Raw genomic sequence first — 19,236 nt, 5'->3', positions numbered from 1 at the left:
GCCCCCCAGCCCCCTAAAGGGGGAGTTTTCTCGCGCTCCAAGCTCCCCCTTTAGGAGGCTGGGGGGCAAAAGCGCGGCAGAACGGACCAACCCGGCCCTTGAGAGGGAGCCTTCAGGAGGGCAGAACGGAACAGCCGTGCCTAACACCGAATCACGGGAATATTCAAAATGGTTACCATTCTTTAATTCCCGGTAGCTAAGAGTTCGCGATCAATTCGGGGTTAAAAACAATATTGTGTTACCGATTTGCGTAGAGTGGTAAACACCACCAGCACAATGATGACACCCCTGAAGCCCAATCGATACTATGTTGTTCAGAAAGAACCGGTTTTATTGACTGAAAAACACATCAAAGAGCTCCAGCCGCCGAATGAACCCCAGCCGATCAAACTGACCAAACCGTGGCTGCTGGCCTTCGGATTTGAACCCGATAAAGCATCGAACGTGTGGAATTTCGAAAATGCGCGCCTGGTAGCCGGGATGAACTGCTGGCTGTGCGTCAAGTCGCGCCGGTATATTCAGTTCGTTCACGAGCTTCAGGATCTGTTTGAGGAACATTTCCGGGAAACGACTTTGGTCCTCAAATCGCACAGTTTCTACATTTCCGGCCCGGTTTAGCCCCGGTTTTCCGGTCATACAAAACCCCGACACGAGCCGGGGTCTGTACGATTATATCCTAGTATGTATGAAGTTTTGCGTTATGCATTCGTTGACTGACTAGTCATCGTCTTCATCCGTGCTTTCGTCCGCGGCATCCCGCATCACCTGATACAGACTGACCAGGTCATCCGTTGAAAGCTCGTCCAGTTCAACGTCGCTGTCGTCGCTGAAACTGAGCGTCAGCGGATCGCTTTCGTCGTCGTTCAGGGTGATGGCCGTTATTTCCAGATCGGATTCGGCGAGGGTTAGCGGCAAAAACCGCAGATCGAAATCGGACGCATCGGCATCGTCGCCCAACTCCGTCACCACCTGCACAATGGCGTCTTTAATTGTATCGCGGAAATCGTCCAGCCGGGACACGAGTTCGTCGGCCGTTGGTAAAGCAGAAAAATCGGAAGTAGCCATAAAATCGAAAGTTGAGGGAGAAGTTGTCCGTTCGAATATCACGGGCCGAAGTTCCGGCGAATCCCCCAATTCCGGCCTTTTCCGAGGTTATGTTTTCGTGAAATTTTAACTGGCGACAAGAGAGCAAAGACAAGAGAATAGAGACGCGGATGGAATGATGCGAATTTATGCTATTCAGGGTTATAACCGATACGAAGGGAAAATGAAGAATGAATATCGAATAACGAATGTTGAATAACGAATATCGAAAGCGGGCCGGATCTTTCTTCTCTACTTCGATATTCGTTATTCAACATTCGTTATTCGATATTTTTCTTTCTTCATATCGGTATTCTCTAACTTTTTAAAAAAATAATCTTAAAACAGAGGTTAGGTTTTCCGGAAAAGAGGCTCTTGCAGGTATAGCATCTGAAACTATGAGTAGACGGCTACCTTCGGAAGAAGCACAACAACTGTGGCAGGAATACCGGGCAGGGGATATGTATGCGCTCGCGAAGATCATGCAGAGCTATTATGCCGACCTCTTTCACTGGGGAATGCGGCTGCATGCCGACCGGGAGTTTGTGAAAGACTGCATTCAGGAGTTGTTCCTTAATCTGTGGAAACGGCAGGATTCCGTTTGTTCGGTCGACAACGTCCGGGCCTATCTGCTCGTCGTACTCAAAACCCGCGTCCTGCGGGAGCTTTCCCGGAAACACACGACGCACCAATCAACGCTTTCGGACGAATACGCGTTTTCGGTCGAGTTTTCGGCCGATGTGCAGTGGATCGAAGAAGAAAACGAGGTCTACCAGATTCGTAAACTGGAGCGTGTGATCAATCACCTGCCCGACCGTCAGAAGGAACTGATCTACCTGCGGTTTTACCAGAACCTGAGTTTCGAACAAATTGCGGATGTGATGCACCTGGGCCGCCAGTCCGTCTATAATCTGCTCCAGAAGTCCCTGACCAGCCTGCGGAAAAACTGGACCGTGCAAGGCGTCGGGTTGCTGTTAGCTCAGTTTACGGTATACGGTTTTCAGTCTACGGTATTCGGTAGCTGACGCATTCTGGCTCACAACTACCGAATACCGTAAACTGAAAACCGTAGCGACGGCCCGGCGTATACCGAATACCGATACACTTATGAAAAACTACGAAACCTATACCGTGGAGGATTTTATTCGGGACGAAGATTTCCAGGACTGGGTGCGGGGTCGTGGGAGTCGGGATGAGTTCTGGCGCTCTTTTCTAAAAAACTACCCTGGAAAACAGACGGCTTTTCAGCAGGCCGAACAGTTCATCCGGGCTATCAACGTGGCTCCCGAGCGACTCAGCGAAGCGGAGATCCGAAAAGAAACGGAAACGTTCATTGACAAAGCCAGTGCGTATAGTCCAAAGCGTTATGCTTTTCCAGAACCAGAGCCGGTAGCCAGCCGACCCGATAATCCAGTTCGCTGGCTCCCGGCGATTGCCGCCGTTTTCGTGGCGGTGATGGGATTTGGCTGGTATTTTTTCGATAAAAAACCGGAACAGCCAGCCGCTCAGGTGTCGGGTAACTCCGCCATTCAGTTGGTAGAAACCACCAATGATTCTCACCAACTTTTGCGGGTAGTGCTCAACGACAGTTCGGAGGTGTTGCTGAGTCCCCAAAGCCGCCTTCGGTATCCGTCCCAGTTTTCCGGGAATTCCCGCATTGTGTATTTGCAGGGCGAAGGCAGTTTTTCGGTCAAGCGTCAGCGTCAGCCGTTTATGGTCTATACCGGCGAAATGATCACGCAGGTGCTCGGCACGCGTTTCGTCGTGAGAGCCTTCGACCGCGACCAGAAAATTACAGTGCAGGTATTGTCGGGGAAAGTGTCGGTTTACAAAAAAAAACCGGAGCAGGTTCCGGATAATAAGGAAGTCAACGGGCTGATTTTGAACGCGAATCAGGCGGCTATTTTTGAGAAAAGCGATGGGAATCTGACCAAAACGCTGGTGGCCAAACCGTTGCTGATTGCGAAAAGAGCCAAAGAAATTCCCTTTGTCTACGATGAAGTTCCCCTGCCGGTGATTCTGCACGAACTCGAAAAGAGCTACGGAATTCCGATCCAGTTCGACGAACAGCTGTTCGAAAGCAGCAAGATTACCGCCATTCTGTCGAGTGAGTCGCTCTACGAAAAGCTGGATCTGCTTTGCAAGGCCTCGTCGGCGAGTTACGAAATAACCGATGGTCAAATTGTCATTAGCCGAAAGGGATACCGATAAAACCGTAAAAAGAATTGGCAGTGACAACGCCACTGCCAACCGGTCTATTCACTGAGTGTCGCTCGCCAAAGTAACCGCTCAGGGAAAAACGTTCCGAAAACAGAACTAGTCAACCTTAACAAAACTATGAAAAAACACCTTGCCGGACAACTCTGGTTGAAGCTTATGCGGTTTTCATTAACACAAAGTTTGGTTATGTTATCGCTGGTGGGCGTGTCGTATGCCCACACGAGTAACGCTCAGGAATACCTGAGCCGACGCCTGACGTTACACGCTGATAACCAGGATATAAAAAGGGTGTTGGCGGATATTGAAAAAGCAACGGATGTACAGTTTGTGTACAGCTCGCAGGTGATTGAGAAGCGGCAGAAGATCAGCATTCAGGCCAACAACTCGACGCTGGAGGAGGTGCTTGTGAAGTATTTCAAACCGCTGCCGGTCAACTACGAACTGGTCGGCCGAAAGGTGGTTCTATCGGCCAGCACCGCGCCGGTCTACGAATCCGGCCTGGTTGATCTCATCGAAAAAGCCGCAACACTGGCTCCCAAACGCATGGTGTCGGGCAAGGTGACTGACGAAACCGGCGCGGGCTTGCCGGGTGTCAATGTACTGATCAAAGGCACGCAAAAAGGAACCACCACCAACGCCAGTGGCGCGTTTCAACTCGATGTGCCGGATGGTTCGACGGTATTGGTTTTTAGTTATGTCGGCTACGTGAACAAAGAACTGTCCGTCGGCAATCAAACCACCATCCAGATTGCGCTGACGCCGGAAAGCAAGGCGTTGAACGAGGTGGTAGTGACGGCTTTGGGAATTAAGAAACAGACCAAAAGCCTGGGCTACGCAACGGCAACGGTGGGTTCGGACGAGATGACGATTAACCGGACGGCGAACTTCATGAATGCCTTGCAGGGGAAAATGGCGGGTGTCAACATCACCTCGCTGGGTTCGGGACCGGCTGGCACCAGCAAAATCCGGATTCGCGGGCAGTCGTCGTTTGGGGGTAACAACTCGCCCCTGATCGTGGTCAATGGGGTGCCGATCGACAATACGAACTACGGGGCGCGGGGCGATGCGTCGGACCGGGGCAGCAACCGGACGTCGGACAGCGGGGATGGTCTGAGCAGCATCAACCCCGACAACATCGAAACCATGACAGTTTTGAAGGGGGCGGCCGCTTCGGCCCTCTACGGGTCGCGCGCCAAAGACGGTGTGATCATGATTACGACCAAAACCCGGGGCAGCGGCAACGGAATTGGTCTGGAATACAACTCCAATTTTACGTCCGACACGCCCCTGGATTACACCGATTACCAGTATGAATACGGACAGGGCGAGAACGGCGTCCGTCCGACAACGCCCTTCCCGACGTCGGGGCAGTGGAGTTTCGGGGAAAAATTCCAGCCCGGCATGACGCAGGTTTTGTTCGACAACATCACGGTGCCTTACCAGCCGGTGCGGAATCAGATCACCGATTTTTACCGGAAAGGCAGCACCTGGACGAACACGCTGACGCTGTCGTCGGGAAATGAAAATGGCGGTTTTAGCCTGTCGCTTTCCAATCTGGACAACACCGCCATCCTGCGCGGGTCGAACTACAACCGCAGAACCGTCAACCTGGGCTTCACCCAAACACTGGCCAAAAAACTGACGGTTTCGGGGAATATCAACTACTCCAAAGAATTCCGGAAAAACCCGCCCAACATCGCCGAGCAGGATTACAGTCCGGTAATCATCTTTAGCATGGCGAACTCCATGCCGTTGGATATTCTGGAAAAATACGCGTCGGATGCCAATGGCAACGAGACGGTCTGGTCGCGGTTCACGAACCGAACCAATCCGTATTTCGCCCTGAAACGCTTCGAAAACATCAGTACCGACCGGGTTTTCGGCAACCTGACGGCCAAATACAATTTCACGAACTGGCTGTTTCTGCAAGCCCGGATCGGGCAGGATTTCTACGCCCGCGAACAGGATTACAACCTGCCGACCGGTACGCAGCGGCAACCCGCAGCACCCGCCGGTTTTGTCAATGGGCAGTATGTGCAGGACGTTCGGCACGTTCGCGAATTGAATGCCGATTTCCTGCTGAATGCCAACAAAACCTTCGGCGTTTTTGGCATCAATGTGAACCTGGGCGGCAACCAGATGTACCGCAAAATCAGCCGTCACAATGTGCTGGTGCAGGATTTTTACGTCCGGGATTTGTATACCATCGGCAACGGCCGGCAACGCGATGCCATTTACGACTTTTCGGAACGGCAGGTGAATTCGCTCTACAGTTCGGCGGAAGTCTCGTTTAAGGATTATTTATTCCTGAACGGAACCGTCCGCAATGACTGGTTCTCTACCTTGTCGCCCGAAAACCGGAGCATTCTCTATCCGTCCATCACCGCCAGCTTCGTGTTTTCTCAGGCTTTTGCCAGTTCGTTACCCACCTGGCTAACGTTTGGGAAAATCCGGGCTGCTTACGCGGAAGTTGGCAGTGACACCGATGTGTCGCCTTACGCCAATAACCTGTTCTACGGCATCAACGCCCAGCAGTTTCCGTCGCCGAGCGGAACGGCTCAGCCCCTGGCCAGCATCAGCGGAACCACCGTTCCCAACGCCGATTTGCGTCCGATGCGGGTTTCCGAAAAGGAATTCGGTCTGGAGCTGAGGATGTTCAACAACAACCTCAGTCTGGATCTGACGTATTACGACAAACTGTCCTCCGATCAGATCCTGCGCGCCCAAACCTCCGACGCGGGCGGTTATCAGACCCAGTTGATCAACGTGGGCAAAAGCAGCAACAAGGGGCTGGAAATGCTGGTGACCATTTCGCCGGTGAAACGGCCGAATTTTAGCTGGAACACCACCTTCAACGCGGCCTATAACGTCACGAAAGTGCTCGACCTGGGGTCGAGCGTCAGCGACAACATGATTACCGTCGGAACCGGCGATTTCACGGGCGAACTCCGGCAGGTGGTTGGCCTGCCGATGGGCCAGCTTTTCGGCTTCGGCTATCTGCGGGATGCGCAGGGTCGGCAGGTTTTCGACGCCGGAAACGGACGTCCGCTGCGCACGCCAACGCAAATCAGTTTTGGCAGCGCCCTGCCCAAGTGGGTGGGCGGGATTACCAACAGCTTCAGCTACAAAGGCATCAATCTGTCGTTCCTGATCGACTTCAAACTGGGGCACAAGATGATTTCCGGAACCAACCACAACGCCTGGCGGCACGGGTTGCACAAGGCCACGCTGGTGGGTCGGGAGCAGAATTTCGTGATTGGCACGGGCGTCAACCCGAACGGGGAAGTCAACCAGACCAAGTCGGGCGTGCAGGCCTATTACGAAACCGTCCGTTCGCAGAACATTGCCGAAGAGTTTGTCTACAACGCCGGGTTGTGGCAGTTGCGGCAGATTACGCTGGGCTACGACTTTACTAAATTTCTGCCGACCAATGCCAAGTTTATCAAAGGACTGCGGCTCAATGCTGTGGCTAACAACGTGGCCGTCATCAAGAAATGGGTGCCGAACATTCACCCCGAACAGTTCGGGTTCCCGTCTGATAACCTCGTCGGTCTCGAAGCCACCGGTTTGCCGGTTACGAGGAGCATTGGTTTTAACTTGAATGTGAGATTTTAAGTATCAAAAAAGTTTCGCAGAGTTAAGCGGAGAAAATCAGAGTTAAGCAGAGAAATAAATAACTCCGCTAAACTCTTTTTAGACTCCGCTCAACTCCGCGAAACGAAACAATTCTCTAAATCACTAACAATGAAAAAGATACCTGTTTTTCTGATAGCTCTTCTCCTCAGTGCCTGCGACGACGGTTTCGATGAAATGAATGTCAACCCCATTGCCCTGACGGCGGTGGAACCGGCTTTTCAACTGAACACGGCCATCGTGTCGAGTGCGCCGGGCTATGGCAACCTGAGCTACGAAACCACCATCGTGAAGCAGATGATCACGCCGTTCAGCGGTTCGGGCTCGGCGGCCAACTTTAACCAGGACAACCGCACCGTCTCAAACGGCAACTGGAACACCTATTACCGCACTATTATCCGGGAACTGGTCGATGTCATTGCCCAAACCAAAGACGATCCGGCGCGTGTCAATCTGTACAACATGACGCGGATCTGGAAAGCGTACTCGTTTATGGTGATCACCGATACGTACGGCGACATCCCGTACGCTCAGGCCGGAAAGAGCTATCTGGAGGGCATTGTCAAACCGGTTTATGACACCCAGGAGTCGGTTTATACCGATATTCTGACCGAACTGGATGCGGCTTCGGCGGCTCTCGACGCATCGAAACCCAAAGTCGCCAGTGATGTGCTCTACGACGGTGATGTGGTCAAATGGAAGCGGCTGGGGTATTCGCTGCTGCTGCGGGGCGCCATGCGGCTTTCCAAAGTGAACCCGACCAAAGCCGCCGAATACGTGGCCAAAGCGGTGGCCGGTGGCGTGATGCAGTCCAACGCCGACAATGCAATCATCCGGCACACCGCCAGTTTTACCAACCCCGTGGGCAGTCAGTTGAACGGGGGGCAGTCGGCGTTTTTCTACCTGGATCAGGAGTTTGTGAATTTCCTCCAGAAAAACAACGACCCGCGCCTGGCCTCCATTGCGGTCCGGTATGTCGGTGCCATCAGCGGGGCGCAGCAGGTGGAGTCGCGGGCCAACCGGACCCCGGCGGTTCAGATTGGCGCTCCGCAGGGATTCGACAATACGACGATTGGTACGGCTGTAACGGCCAGTAAATTAGCCAGTTTGTGGGATTACAGCCAGCTCGACAAAACCCGGATGGCGGGCCTGACCGCGCCCAGTTTTCTGGTAACCCACGCCCAGACGCAGCTTCTGCTGGCCGAAGCGGCTTTTCGGAAATGGACGACGGGCAATGCCGCTACGCTCTATGCCAACGGGATTCGGGCGCACATGCAGCAACTGGCGACCTACGGAGCCAACACCGCCGTGGCGGAAAGCGCCATTACGGCGTATGTGGACGCCAATCCGCTGGCGGCAGGCAAAGAACTGGAGCAAATCAACACGCAATACTGGGTGGCGTCTTTTCTGGTGGGTCCTGAAACCTGGGCCAATTTCCGCCGGAGCGGTTTCCCGGTTTTGACGCCCAATCCGTATCCCGGCAGTGATCTGAAAACGGAGGGCTTCATTCGCCGGTTGACCTACACCGATGCGGAGTTGAACGTGAATAAAGCCAATGTCGATCAGGCCATTAGTCGACAGGGGGCCAATCTGCTGGACACGCGCATTTGGTGGGATAAGAAGTAAAGTACCCTTTTTTTCGCCTTTCCTGTACATGAAAAATCTAAAAAAACGACTGAAACAAGGCGAAACCCTCAACGGGTGCTGGTTAAATCTGGGAAGTTCACTCACGGCAGAAATTGTCGGTCAGTCCGGTTTCGACTGGGTGCTGATCGATCTTGAACACGGGGCAGGTTCGGAAAAAGACGTTTTGTATCAGTTGCAGGCGCTGGAGCATACCGCTGCGGGGGCTATTGTGCGGGTCGAAAGCTCTGAAAGCCAGCGCATTCACCGGGTGCTGGACATGGGCGCGGAAGGCATCATGTGTCCGAAAGTTCACAATCCGGAAGAAGCCCGAAAAGTCGTACACGGGTTGCATTATCCGCCCCACGGTGGTCGGGGGGTGGCCAAAATGGTACGGGCGACCGGTTTTGCGCAGAACTTTCCGCAGTATTATGCGGAGGCTCAGGAAACCATTCTGGGCGTGGTGCAGATCGAAACCGTGGAGGTGCTGAATCACCTGGACGAAGTGGCGGCCATCGATGGCGTCGATGTGCTGTTCATCGGTCCCGCCGACCTGTCGATGGAACTCGGTATTTTCGGGCAATTCGATCATCCGCGTTTTAAGGAAGCCTTGCGGGAAACGGTCAACGCTGCCCAAAAAGCCGGGAAAGCCACCGGTATTCTCTTTTTCAACCCCGACGATTACAAACTATATCATGACCTCGGCATCCGGATGATTGCCTGCGGGGCTGACGGAACCTTCGTCGCCGACGGTGCCCGCAATCTGGCGAAAAAGCTGGATGCATTCCGGGCGGTTGAAAAAACTATTTCGCAGAGTTAAGCGGAGAAAAAAGGGAGTTAAGCGAAGAAATTAATAATAAAACTCTGCTTGACTCTCTTTTTCCTCCGCTCAACTCTGCGAAACAACTCCTTAAATCCTAAACCTGAAACTCTGAATGTCTGATCCCCTGTTAATCTTAGCCGTAGGTGTTTTAATTGTCGTCGGTGGCATCATCGGATTGAAGTTGCATCCTTTTCTGGCACTGTTGCTCGGTGCGTTTGTCGTCGCGCTGATGACGCCCGCGTCGGCCATCGAGCAGTTTGCCCTGGCGAAGGGAACCGCCCCGGCGGCTGCGCAGGCCCTGGCCAAAAAAGGCATTGGCGAGCGGATTGCCACGGAGTTTGGGGCCACCTGCGGCAAAATCGGCATCCTGATTGCCATGGCCGCCATCATCGGCAAGTGTATGCTGGAAAGCGGGGCCGCCGAGCGCATCATCCGTTCCATGCTGAAACTGACGGGCATCGGCAAAGCACCCATCGCCTTCCTGGTCAGTAGTTTTTTTATTGGAATACCGGTTTTTTTTGACACCGTTCTTTTCCTGATGATGCCGCTCGCCAAGGCCATGACCTTGCGAATTGGTAAAAATTACCTGTTGCTGGTGTTGTGCATCATGGCCGGAGCCGCGATGGCCAACTCCCTGGTTCCGCCCGCGCCGGGGCCGCTGTTTCTGATCGGCGAAATGCACATTCCGATTGGCCTGATGATGATTGCCGGGACCATCGTAGGACTTTTTACGATCACTGCCGGGTATTTCTTTGCGCTATGGGCCAACCGGAAATGGCCGATTCCGTTGCGGGATTCGCTGGATGCCAAACTGGAAGACATCAAACTGATTGCTGCCAAAGAAGACGTTCACCTGCCCGGTTTGGGGGTGTCGTTGCTGCCCCTGTTGATTCCACTGGTTTTTATTTGCGCCGATACCGTGCTGAGCACGCTGGCCACACCCGGAGACGCCCTGACGCAATCGGCGGTTTTGAAGGTGGTGAAGTTTTTTGGTGACAAAAATATTGCCGTCGTCACCGGCGGAATTGCTGCCTTGCTGATTCTGGCCGCCCACAAGAAAAGCGGCAAAGAAGGCTTGACGCCCTTTGTGCAGGCGGCTCTGATGAGTGGGGGCGGCATTATCCTGATCACGGCAGCGGGCGGTGCTTTTGGGGGCATGTTGCAGCAAACCGGCATCAGCACGCGGATTGCCGAGATGACCAAAGATTACCAGATGGCCCTGATTCCGCTGGCGTTCCTGATTGCCGCCGTGGTCCGAACCGCCCAGGGTTCCGCCACCGTCGCGCTGATCACAGCATCGGGGATTCTGTCGGGCATGGCGAGCAATGCGAACCTCGAATTTCATCCGGTGTACCTGGGGCTGGCCATCGGCTGCGGTTCCAAGCTGGTGCCGTGGATGAACGACGCCGGTTTCTGGATCATTTGTAAACTCAGCAATTTGACCGAACAGGAGGCCCTGAAAACCATCTCGCCCCTGCTCGTGGTCATGGGGCTGACCGGTTTGGTCATCATTATGATCGGCGCGCAGTTGTTCCCGTTAATTTAACTAACGGTTTACGGTTTTGGGTTTTCAGTTTACGGTTGGCTGACGCACGAATACAGACGCGTCAAGTCACGCGTCAGCTACCGAAAACGGAAAACCGTAGACCGAAAACCGTCTACTTATGGAAAAAATAGGATTCATTGGCTTAGGAATTATGGGGAAACCCATGGCGTTGAATTTGATCAAAGCCGGTTATCCGGTATCGGTTCTGGAAAAAAGCAGCGCGGCTGGCGAGCTGGCTGAGGCTGGCGCAAAAGTGTTTCCGGGGAATAAAGCCCTGGCGCAAAACGCCGACATCGTCATCACGATGTTGCCGGATTCGCCCGATGTGGAGCAGGTCGTTTCCGGCCCGGATGGCGTTCTGGAAGGCATTCAGCCGGGCGCGTTGTTCATCGACATGTCCACGATTGCACCTGCCACAGCACGGACGATTCACCGGTTGATGCAGGAAAAAGGCGTGGAAGCACTGGATGCGCCGGTATCCGGTGGTCAGGTGGGGGCGGTTTCGGCCGCGTTGTCGATCATGGTGGGCGGGAGCGACGCGGCCTTTCAACGCGCACTGCCGGTTTTTCAGGCGATGGGCAAAAACATCGTCCTGATCGGCGAACCGGGCGCGGGGCAAACCACCAAAGCCTGTAACCAGATGATTGTCGGCATCACCATTCAGGCCGTGGCCGAAGCGTTTGCGCTGGCGAAAAAAGCCGGGGTTGATCTGGAGAAAATGCGGGAGGTGCTGCTGGGCGGTTTTGCCCAGAGCCGCATTCTGGACCTGCACGGCAAACGGATGATCGAGCGCAATTTTACGCCCGGTTTTAAAATCAAACTGCACAAAAAAGACCTGGGAATCGCGCTGCAATCGGGCGAGGAGTTTTTGGTGCCGCTGAAAGCCACCGCGCTGGTCGCGGGGCAGATGCAAGCCGCCATTGAGGCAGGGAACGCCGAACTGGATCACAGCGGAATTCTATTGGAATTGGAAGCTCGTCAGGATTTATAATCCTGACGCACTCTGTCGCGGATTTGCAATCCGCAGAGGCAGGCGGTTTGTATTTATAGTAAACTCAGTGACGATGCTGCGGATTGCAAATCCGCGACAGAGGAGTTCGAGATATTAAATCTCGAACAGCACGAATAAAACCTAAATCCCTTACCAACATGAAACGGAAAAGTTTTATCAAAGTCATGGCCGCCAGTTCCGTTGGAGCGGCTGCGTTTGGTTCCGAACAGGCCCGGGCAGAAATGAAAGCCGCGCCCAAAAAAGTACTCATGAAAGTCGGCTGCCAGTCGGGCGGCACGTCCGTGGAAAACCTGGAGTTCAAGGCGCGGCACGGCGTATTTAACCTGGATGGCGGTTCGCCCGTAACCATACCGGGCAAAGGCTGGGACCTCGACGATTCGATGAAAAAGCGGGAAGCCTGCGAAAAATACGGCATCAGCCTCGACGCCTACCACTACCCTTTGACCTCCGCCGGAATCGACAAGGTGCAGTACCCGAACATCATGCTCGGAAAAAGCCCGGAGCGGGACCGCGAAATTGAAATTCTCCAGCAAATGATTCAGGTGGCCGGCAAAACCGGGATCAAAGTCCTGAATTACAACACCACGATTCTGCCGGTTTTGCGCACCGGGCGGTATACCGACCCCAAACGCGGCAATGCCGATTACAGCGTCTGGAATTATGAAGAAGCGCTCAAGCAAAACCACCCCAAAACCATTGCGGGCGATGTAACCATTGAGCAGATGTTCGAACGGATTACCTACCTGCTCGACCGGATTCTGCCGGTGGCCAAAGAATATAAAGTCAAGCTGGCCAACCACATCGCCGACCCCCCGACGCCCGTTGGGTACCGTGGTATCACTCGCTGGAACAGTCCCGACGTGTTCAAAGGGATTCAGCGGTTTGCGAAATTGTACGACAGTGAATACCACGGTTTTAACTTTTGCATCGGCTCGATTGCGGAAGGATTGAAAGATCCTAAAACCGAGATTATGCCGATAATCAAGTGGGTAGGCGAGCGAAATCAGATTTTTAACGTTCATTTGCGGAACATCAAAGGTGGCTGGAACAATTTTCAGGAAGTGTATCCCGACAACGGCGACATGAACTTCCTGCACGTGGTCCGGGCTTTGCGCGATGTCGGTTTTTCCGGAATGGTGATGCCCGATCACGTGCCGCACCACCACGATCCGGCCAGTACACCACAGGCGTTTTCGTTTGCGTATGGCTACATCAAGGGACTGCTCCAGGCGGTTTCCGACGAAGTGAAGAGTTAGTTTAATGACAACAGAATCCCGCATTTCACAATGACGTTTACAACCCCTTTTTCCGACAAGGCCGGGCCGAGAATTAAAGCGATTACCGTTACACCGATTGCCGTTGTCGATCCGCCCTTGCTGAATGCCGCCGGTTTGCACGCACCGTATGCCCTCCGCACCATTGTGGAACTGGTAACGGACGACGGTATTTCGGGCATCAGTGAAATTCCGGGCAACAGCGACATCGATGCCGCTCTGGAAGCATCCAAACCGTTGCTGATCGGGCGCGACGTGTTTCAACTCCATGAAATCCGGCAGGTTCTGGTCAATCATTTTGGCACCGACACGGCGGCCCAGCGGGGCGATGCGCCCTGGGATCAGCGGAAAATGGTGCATATTTTTAGCGCTATCGAAGTGGCTTGCCTGGACATTATCGGGAAAGTGGTGGGTCGTCCGGTGGTCGATCTTCTCGGCGGCAAACTACGCGATCGGGTGCCGTTTTCGGCCTACCTGTTTTACAAATACGAAGGGGCGGGGGGGAAGCTGGCGTTCGATACCGACCCGAATGCGGAAGGCTGGGCCGCGGCCCGGCAAGCCAGCGCCCTGAATCCGACCGAGATTGTGGCGCAGGCCAAAGCCATGTGTGCCGAATTCGGATTTCAGTCGATCAAGCTGAAAGGCGGGGTTTTTGAACCCCGGCAGGAAGTCGATGCGATGTTTGCGCTCTACGAAGCCTTTGGCCCGAATGTGCCGCTGCGGATCGATCCGAATGCCCTTTGGAAAGTCGAAACCGCCATTCAGTATGGCCGGGAAATGGAGCCGATTCTGGAGTATCTCGAAGATCCGGTTCGCGGACAGGCGGCCATGGCGGAGGTTCGCAAGGCCCTGAAAACGCCCCTTGCCACGAACATGTGTACGACCTCGTTTGAAGACATTCCGAACAGCATTGCCATCGGTTCGGAGGATATTATCCTGAGCGATCACCACTTCTGGGGCGGTTTGCGGGCTTCGATGACACTCTCCGGCATTTGCGAAACCTTCGGGCGTGGCTTGTCCATGCACTCCAACAGCCACCTCGGCATTTCGCTGGCGGCCATGGTTCACCTTGGCGCGGCTTTACCGCAGGTTCCGTACGCGCTGGATACGCATTATCCGTGGCAGTCAGACGAGATCATCACTGCCGGGCGGTTTACCTTCGAGGAAGGGGCGGTTCTGGTTCCGCAGGAACCCGGTTTGGGCGTCGAACTGGACCGGGAAGCGCTGGTCCGACTGCACCAGAATTACCTGGATTGCGGGTTAAAAAAACGGGACGACGAACCGGAGATGCAGAAAAAACAGCCCGGCTGGAAATTTCAGGCCGTTCGCTGGTAAAGTAGAAGAACGTGAGGAGGAACGATCGGTTGTTGTCTTTATAAGATAATTCCATTCCGATATGCAATTTATCCAGCATGGGAATGGTTTAAGATTGCGAAGATGACTCATCACAAACTCCGCGCCCGGTTCTGGCTGGGTGTTCTCTATCCATTTCTTCTGATACCGGCTGCCATCGGGCAAACGTTCAGCCACCTCAGTGTGGAAGAAGGCCTGTCGCAAAGCAGCGTGTACGCCATCGCGCAGGATCCCAGTGGATTCATGTGGTTTGGCACCCGCGACGGGCTGAACCGCTACGATTCCCGCCGGGTGGTGGTCTACAAAAACCAGAACGGCAATCCGCACAGCCTGGCTTCCAATACGATCAACAGCCTGCTGGTGGATAAAAAGGGGCGGCTTTGGGTCGGCACCACGAAAGGCTTGTGTCTGTTCCGGCCCGATCAGGGTGATTTTCAGCGATTTTCGTTCAACGATTCCCAGGATTCCACCATCATCAGCCTGGCGGAAGACCGCCGGGGCAATCTCTGGGTTGCCACGTTTCACGGATTATACCGCTTGCAGGCCGATCAATCCCGGCAGTTTGAGCCGCTGGCAAACCTGACAGAAAACCGTCGGGAGTTGAAAAACCGGCAAGTCCGAACCCTCTTCGAAGACCGTAACCGCAACCTCTGGGTCGGAACCTCCGGCGGTTTGGTGCAACTCCGGCCGATGCCTTCGGGAAAATTCCAACTGACACATCATTTCCTGGAATCCACCGATGCGGTCTATCACAACGCCTTCAACAGCATCAACGCCATGGCCGAAGATCAGACCGGACGGCTCTGGCTGGGCACCGAGCGACACGGTATTGCGCTGTTCGACAGGCCATCAAAACGCGTTATTTCGTGGAATACCGCACCCGGACTGGACCTGAGCACCCAAACCATCCGAACGATTCAGGCTGACGGGAAAAGTAATTTCTGGGTGGGAACCATGTCGGGACTGCACATCGTGGCGCAGGATGGCGGCCGGTTTCGCACCCTGACCAATCAGCCCGCCGACCCCGGTTCGCTGAGCGATAACTCGGTGCGCTCCATTTTTCGGGATCGCGATGGCTCGGTCTGGGTCGGTTCCTACTACGGGGGCGTCGATCTCTACAGTCCGCTGGCCCGGCAGTTTGGGTCCTACCGCCCGATCAGTCGCGAAGGCGGAATGCCGTTTAAAATTGCGGGGCCGATGCTGCCCGCCAACGCATCGAACCAGCTCTGGCTTGGTACCGAAGACCGGGGGCTGTTTCTGCTCAATGCCGATAAAACCGTTGCCCGGCATTACGTCCACAATCCAAAAAACAACCAATCCTTGTCCAACGATAAGGTCAAATGCCTGCTGGCCGATGGGCCAAACGGCCTGTGGATCGGCACGTTGCAGGGGTTGAACTACCTGGATTTGCGCCGACAAACCATCACCCGGTATTTGCACGAACCCAACAACCCGCGTTCGTTGCCGAATGATCGCATTTATGACCTCAAACGGGATGCGGAAGGAACCCTCTGGATTGTGACAAATCTGGGCGGTTTATGCCGGTTCGAGCCTGAAACCCATTCTTTTGTGCAGTTGGGGCACCGGGCCGATCGACCTCATTCGCTCAGTTCCAACAACGCGATGAGTTTGCTCATCGACAGCCGTCAACAGGTATGGGTCGGCACCACCAACGGCCTTAACCGGAAGGTGCCGGGCCGGGATGCCTTCGTCCGGTTTGTTCACCGCGACACCGATTCGACCTCGATCAGCAGCAGCCACATTACCTGTTTTCTGGAAGACCGGCAACACCGGCTCTGGATCGGTACGCGCGACGGCGGTCTGAATCGGATGCTTCCCGACAACCGCTCATTCCGGCACTACACGATGGCGCGGGGGTTGCCCAGCAACACGGTTTTCGGGATTCGCGAGGATCAGCAGGGGCGTTTGTGGATCAGCACCGACAATGGCCTGGCCCAACTCGATCCCGACCAGTCGAAGATCATTTCCTACAACAAACACGACGGGCTGGTGTGCAAGGAGTTTACCTCCAATTCAACGCATCGGGACGCGAACGGCTATTTTTATTTCGGGGGCTACGATGGCATTATCTATTTCCACCCCGACAGCATTCGCCGGAACACCGCCCCGCCCCGGCTGGCGTTCACCCAGTTGCGGCTGTTCAATGAGCCGGTCACCAGCCTTTCCTCCGCTGGCATCGACTACCAACAGGGGCTTACGTTTACGCACCAGCAGAATGTTTTTTCGCTGGATTTTGCGGCTTTCAATTACATCAATTCCTTCAAAAACCGGTATGCCTACCGGTTGAAAGGCTTTGACAAAGGCTGGAATTACGTGAACGAACCCCGCGCCATGTACATGAATCTGGCTCCCGGTGCGTATGTTCTTCAGGTAAAAGGGGCCAACAACGACGGCATCTGGAACCCCCAGCCGCTGGAACTGAGCATCACGGTTTTGCCGCCGATCTGGAAAACGGTCTGGGCATACATTCTCTATGCGCTGATTTTTGTGGGATTGCTGGGACTCTGGTCGCGGTTTAACCGAAACCGGCTTCGACTGGCGCATGAACTGGAGGTGGAGCAGATCGAAAAAGCCCAGCAGCAGGCGCTTCACCAGACCAAACTGAACTTCTTTACGGAAATTGCGCACGAAATCCGAACACCCTTAACGTTGGTGATGGGGCCGCTTGAGGTCTTGACCGCCCACCGGACCGACGATTCTTTTCTGCAAAAACAACTGGCCGTCATGCGGGGCAGTACCGACCGGCTGTTGCGGCTTTTGAACCAGCTTCTTGATTTCAGAAAGCACGAAACCGGGCACGTTCAGTTGCAAAAACGGCAGACGGATCTGGTGGTTTTTCTGGAAAGAATCACGGATTCGTTTCTGGAACACGCCCGCTCGCGTCAGGTCGTCCTGCTCACGGAGTCGGAAGTGACCGCCCTGCCGGTTTGGATCGATGCCGGAGAAATGGAGAAGGTGATCTACAACCTGCTGCTGAATGCGTTTAAATTTACCCCGGCGGGCGGCACCATTTCCGTGCGGTTGCAACAGGATTTTGGCGCGTCGGACGCGGCCAATCGGGCGGTTATTACCGTTGAAGACACAGGCAGCGGCATTCCGGCGAATGAACTGGACCCTATTTTTAACCCATTTTATCAGGTCAACCGCTCCAAAACGCGGGATTCCGGCTTTGGGCTGGGATTGGCGCTCAGCAAATGCATTGTGGATCAGCACCAAGGCCAGATCACGGTCGAGAGCCGGGAGCAGGTGTGGCAAACGGCTGGTTTTACGCGCTTTACGATCACCCTCCCCGTCGGTTTGCCGGGTTTGTTCGAACCCGTACCGGCCGACTCACCGGCAGAACCGGACTTTCAGGTGCTTCGGCCAGCGGCTTTGATCGTGGCCCAGGAAAGCGCGAAGGAATTGGAAGCAGTATCGTTTTCCGGCAAAAAACTTGTTCTGGTGGTGGAAGACCAGGACGATATCCGGGCGTACATCCGGGATTTGCTGGCCGACACCGCTCAGGTGATCGAAGCGGCTGACGGACTGACGGCGTGGGAAAAAGCATCGCAGGTGTTGCCCGATCTGATCATTACCGACGTTGCCATGCCGGTGATGGACGGTTTTGCGCTGACCCACCGCATCAAATCCGATCCGCGGACCAGCCACATTCCGGTGATTATGCTCACGGCCAAAGGCACGACCGACGATCAGTTGGTGGGGCTGCAAACCGGTGCCGACGACTACGTGACCAAGCCCTTTCACCCGGTTTTGCTCCAGGCCCGGGTTCGCAACCTGCTGTTGCTGCGGGAGCAGTTGCGGGCCAAATACCACCGGATCGTGACGCTGCAGCCACAGGCGCAGCAACTGGATCACCCCGACGATAAATTTTTGAACCAACTGATGACGGTTCTGGACGCGCACCTCAGCGATGCCGATTTCAACGTGACCAGTCTGGTGGGCGAAATGGGCATGAGCCGCCCGGTTTTGTTCCGCAAAGTGAAAATGCTGACCGGTTTGTCGGTGATCGACCTGTTGCGCACCACGCGGCTGAAAAAAGCGGAGAACCTGCTGAAACAGAAGAAAGCCAGCGTATCGGAAATCGCCTTTGCCGTCGGTTTCAGCGACCCCCGGTATTTCAGCCGCGCTTTCCGCGCCCAGTTTGGTGTCACGCCGACGGAGTATAGCAATCAAATTGGTGAGTCGGTGGAGGTGAAGGTTTGAAGGAATTTCACAGTAACGATTTGAACAATAGCTCTATGAACGCGCCCAAAAACGAAACGGATTACCGGGAGTTGATGAACCATATCGAAACTTTTTTGCAAAAAGCCACGATCGGTAAAGGCTTCGCCAGTCTAACGCCTGAAGAGGCCGACCAATTGGCTCAACTATCCCAACTGGCGGAAGCCTACGAAGACCGTATTCCGCTGATGCCTATCAAGATGCCTCAATCTCTGGTTGAGATGATTGAGTTTAAAATGTACGAAAAAAAGCTCAAACAACGGGATATGGCCCATTTGCTGGAAATACCGGAAACACGTTTATCGGAAATCATCCGGGGCAAACGCCGGATTTCACTGGATATTGCGAAGCGTTTATACACAAAGTTTGATATTGACCCGGCTTTTATTCTTCAACATGCTTAATTGCTTTACCGGGTTTTTATAAA

Annotated in this window: 13 protein-coding genes; 12 read left to right on the top strand and 1 reads right to left on the bottom strand. The window is 54.3% G+C overall.

All coding sequences use genetic code 11. From position 1 onward, the window contains the following. Positions 1-276: 276 nt before the first annotated feature. Positions 277-618 (top strand): hypothetical protein, encoded by a 342-nt coding sequence (locus tag F0P93_RS21550; protein ID WP_150879770.1) that lies wholly within the window; start codon positions 277-279, stop codon positions 616-618. 99 nt (positions 619-717) lie between these two features. Here the strand turns inward: F0P93_RS21550 and F0P93_RS21545 are convergent, their stop codons facing one another. Further along, the gene (locus F0P93_RS21545; RefSeq protein ID WP_150879768.1) at positions 718-1,065 is read right to left on the bottom strand and encodes a hypothetical protein; all 348 of its coding nucleotides are present in this window, start codon (positions 1,063-1,065) and stop codon (positions 718-720) included. Between the two features lie 416 nt (positions 1,066-1,481). Between F0P93_RS21545 and F0P93_RS21540 the strand changes: the two genes are divergently transcribed. The 11 genes from F0P93_RS21540 to F0P93_RS21490 all read left to right on the top strand — a co-directional run bounded on the left by F0P93_RS21540 (position 1,482) and on the right by F0P93_RS21490 (position 19,213). Continuing rightward, complete coding sequence (locus F0P93_RS21540; RefSeq protein WP_150879766.1) at positions 1,482-2,108, top strand: RNA polymerase sigma factor; 627 nt, start codon at positions 1,482-1,484, stop codon at positions 2,106-2,108. 82 nt (positions 2,109-2,190) lie between these two features. Beyond that, positions 2,191-3,294 (top strand): FecR family protein, encoded by a 1,104-nt coding sequence (locus F0P93_RS21535; RefSeq protein WP_150879764.1) that lies wholly within the window; start codon positions 2,191-2,193, stop codon positions 3,292-3,294. Between the two features lie 126 nt (positions 3,295-3,420). Beyond that, on the top strand, positions 3,421-6,918 hold the full coding sequence (locus tag F0P93_RS21530) for a SusC/RagA family TonB-linked outer membrane protein (protein ID WP_150879762.1): 3,498 nt from the start codon (positions 3,421-3,423) through the stop codon (positions 6,916-6,918). Between the two features lie 129 nt (positions 6,919-7,047). After that, positions 7,048-8,562 carry a SusD/RagB family nutrient-binding outer membrane lipoprotein gene (locus F0P93_RS21525; RefSeq protein WP_150879760.1) on the top strand — a complete coding sequence of 505 codons (1,515 nt, stop codon included), beginning with the start codon at positions 7,048-7,050 and terminating at the stop codon, positions 8,560-8,562. A 28-nt stretch (positions 8,563-8,590) separates the two neighbouring features. Continuing rightward, the gene (locus tag F0P93_RS21520; protein ID WP_150879758.1) at positions 8,591-9,379 is read left to right on the top strand and encodes an HpcH/HpaI aldolase family protein; all 789 of its coding nucleotides are present in this window, start codon (positions 8,591-8,593) and stop codon (positions 9,377-9,379) included. 115 nt (positions 9,380-9,494) lie between these two features. Continuing rightward, entirely contained in the window at positions 9,495-10,928 is a 1,434-nt protein-coding gene (locus F0P93_RS21515; RefSeq protein ID WP_150879756.1) for a GntP family permease, read from the top strand. A gap of 118 nt (positions 10,929-11,046) precedes the next feature. After that, positions 11,047-11,919 carry a 2-hydroxy-3-oxopropionate reductase gene (locus F0P93_RS21510; RefSeq protein WP_150879754.1) on the top strand — a complete coding sequence of 291 codons (873 nt, stop codon included), beginning with the start codon at positions 11,047-11,049 and terminating at the stop codon, positions 11,917-11,919. Positions 11,920-12,077: 158 nt separating this feature from the next. Then, positions 12,078-13,196, top strand: coding sequence for a mannonate dehydratase (locus tag F0P93_RS21505; protein ID WP_150879752.1), 1,119 nt, complete (start codon positions 12,078-12,080; stop codon positions 13,194-13,196). 30 nt (positions 13,197-13,226) lie between these two features. Then, positions 13,227-14,549, top strand: coding sequence for an enolase C-terminal domain-like protein (locus F0P93_RS21500; protein ID WP_150879751.1), 1,323 nt, complete (start codon positions 13,227-13,229; stop codon positions 14,547-14,549). A gap of 102 nt (positions 14,550-14,651) precedes the next feature. Next, entirely contained in the window at positions 14,652-18,791 is a 4,140-nt protein-coding gene (locus tag F0P93_RS21495; RefSeq protein WP_150879749.1) for a hybrid sensor histidine kinase/response regulator transcription factor, read from the top strand. 74 nt (positions 18,792-18,865) lie between these two features. Continuing rightward, positions 18,866-19,213 carry a helix-turn-helix domain-containing protein gene (locus tag F0P93_RS21490; protein ID WP_191908884.1) on the top strand — a complete coding sequence of 116 codons (348 nt, stop codon included), beginning with the start codon at positions 18,866-18,868 and terminating at the stop codon, positions 19,211-19,213. The last annotated feature ends 23 nt before the right edge of the window (positions 19,214-19,236 follow it).

Origin of the sequence: Larkinella humicola, assembly GCF_008727875.1 — a bacterium.
GTDB classification, from domain to species: Bacteria; Bacteroidota; Bacteroidia; order Cytophagales; family Spirosomataceae; genus Larkinella; species Larkinella humicola.
The sequence above is the reverse complement of the archived record's forward strand: the minus strand, read 5'-3'. Positions and strand labels throughout refer to the sequence as shown.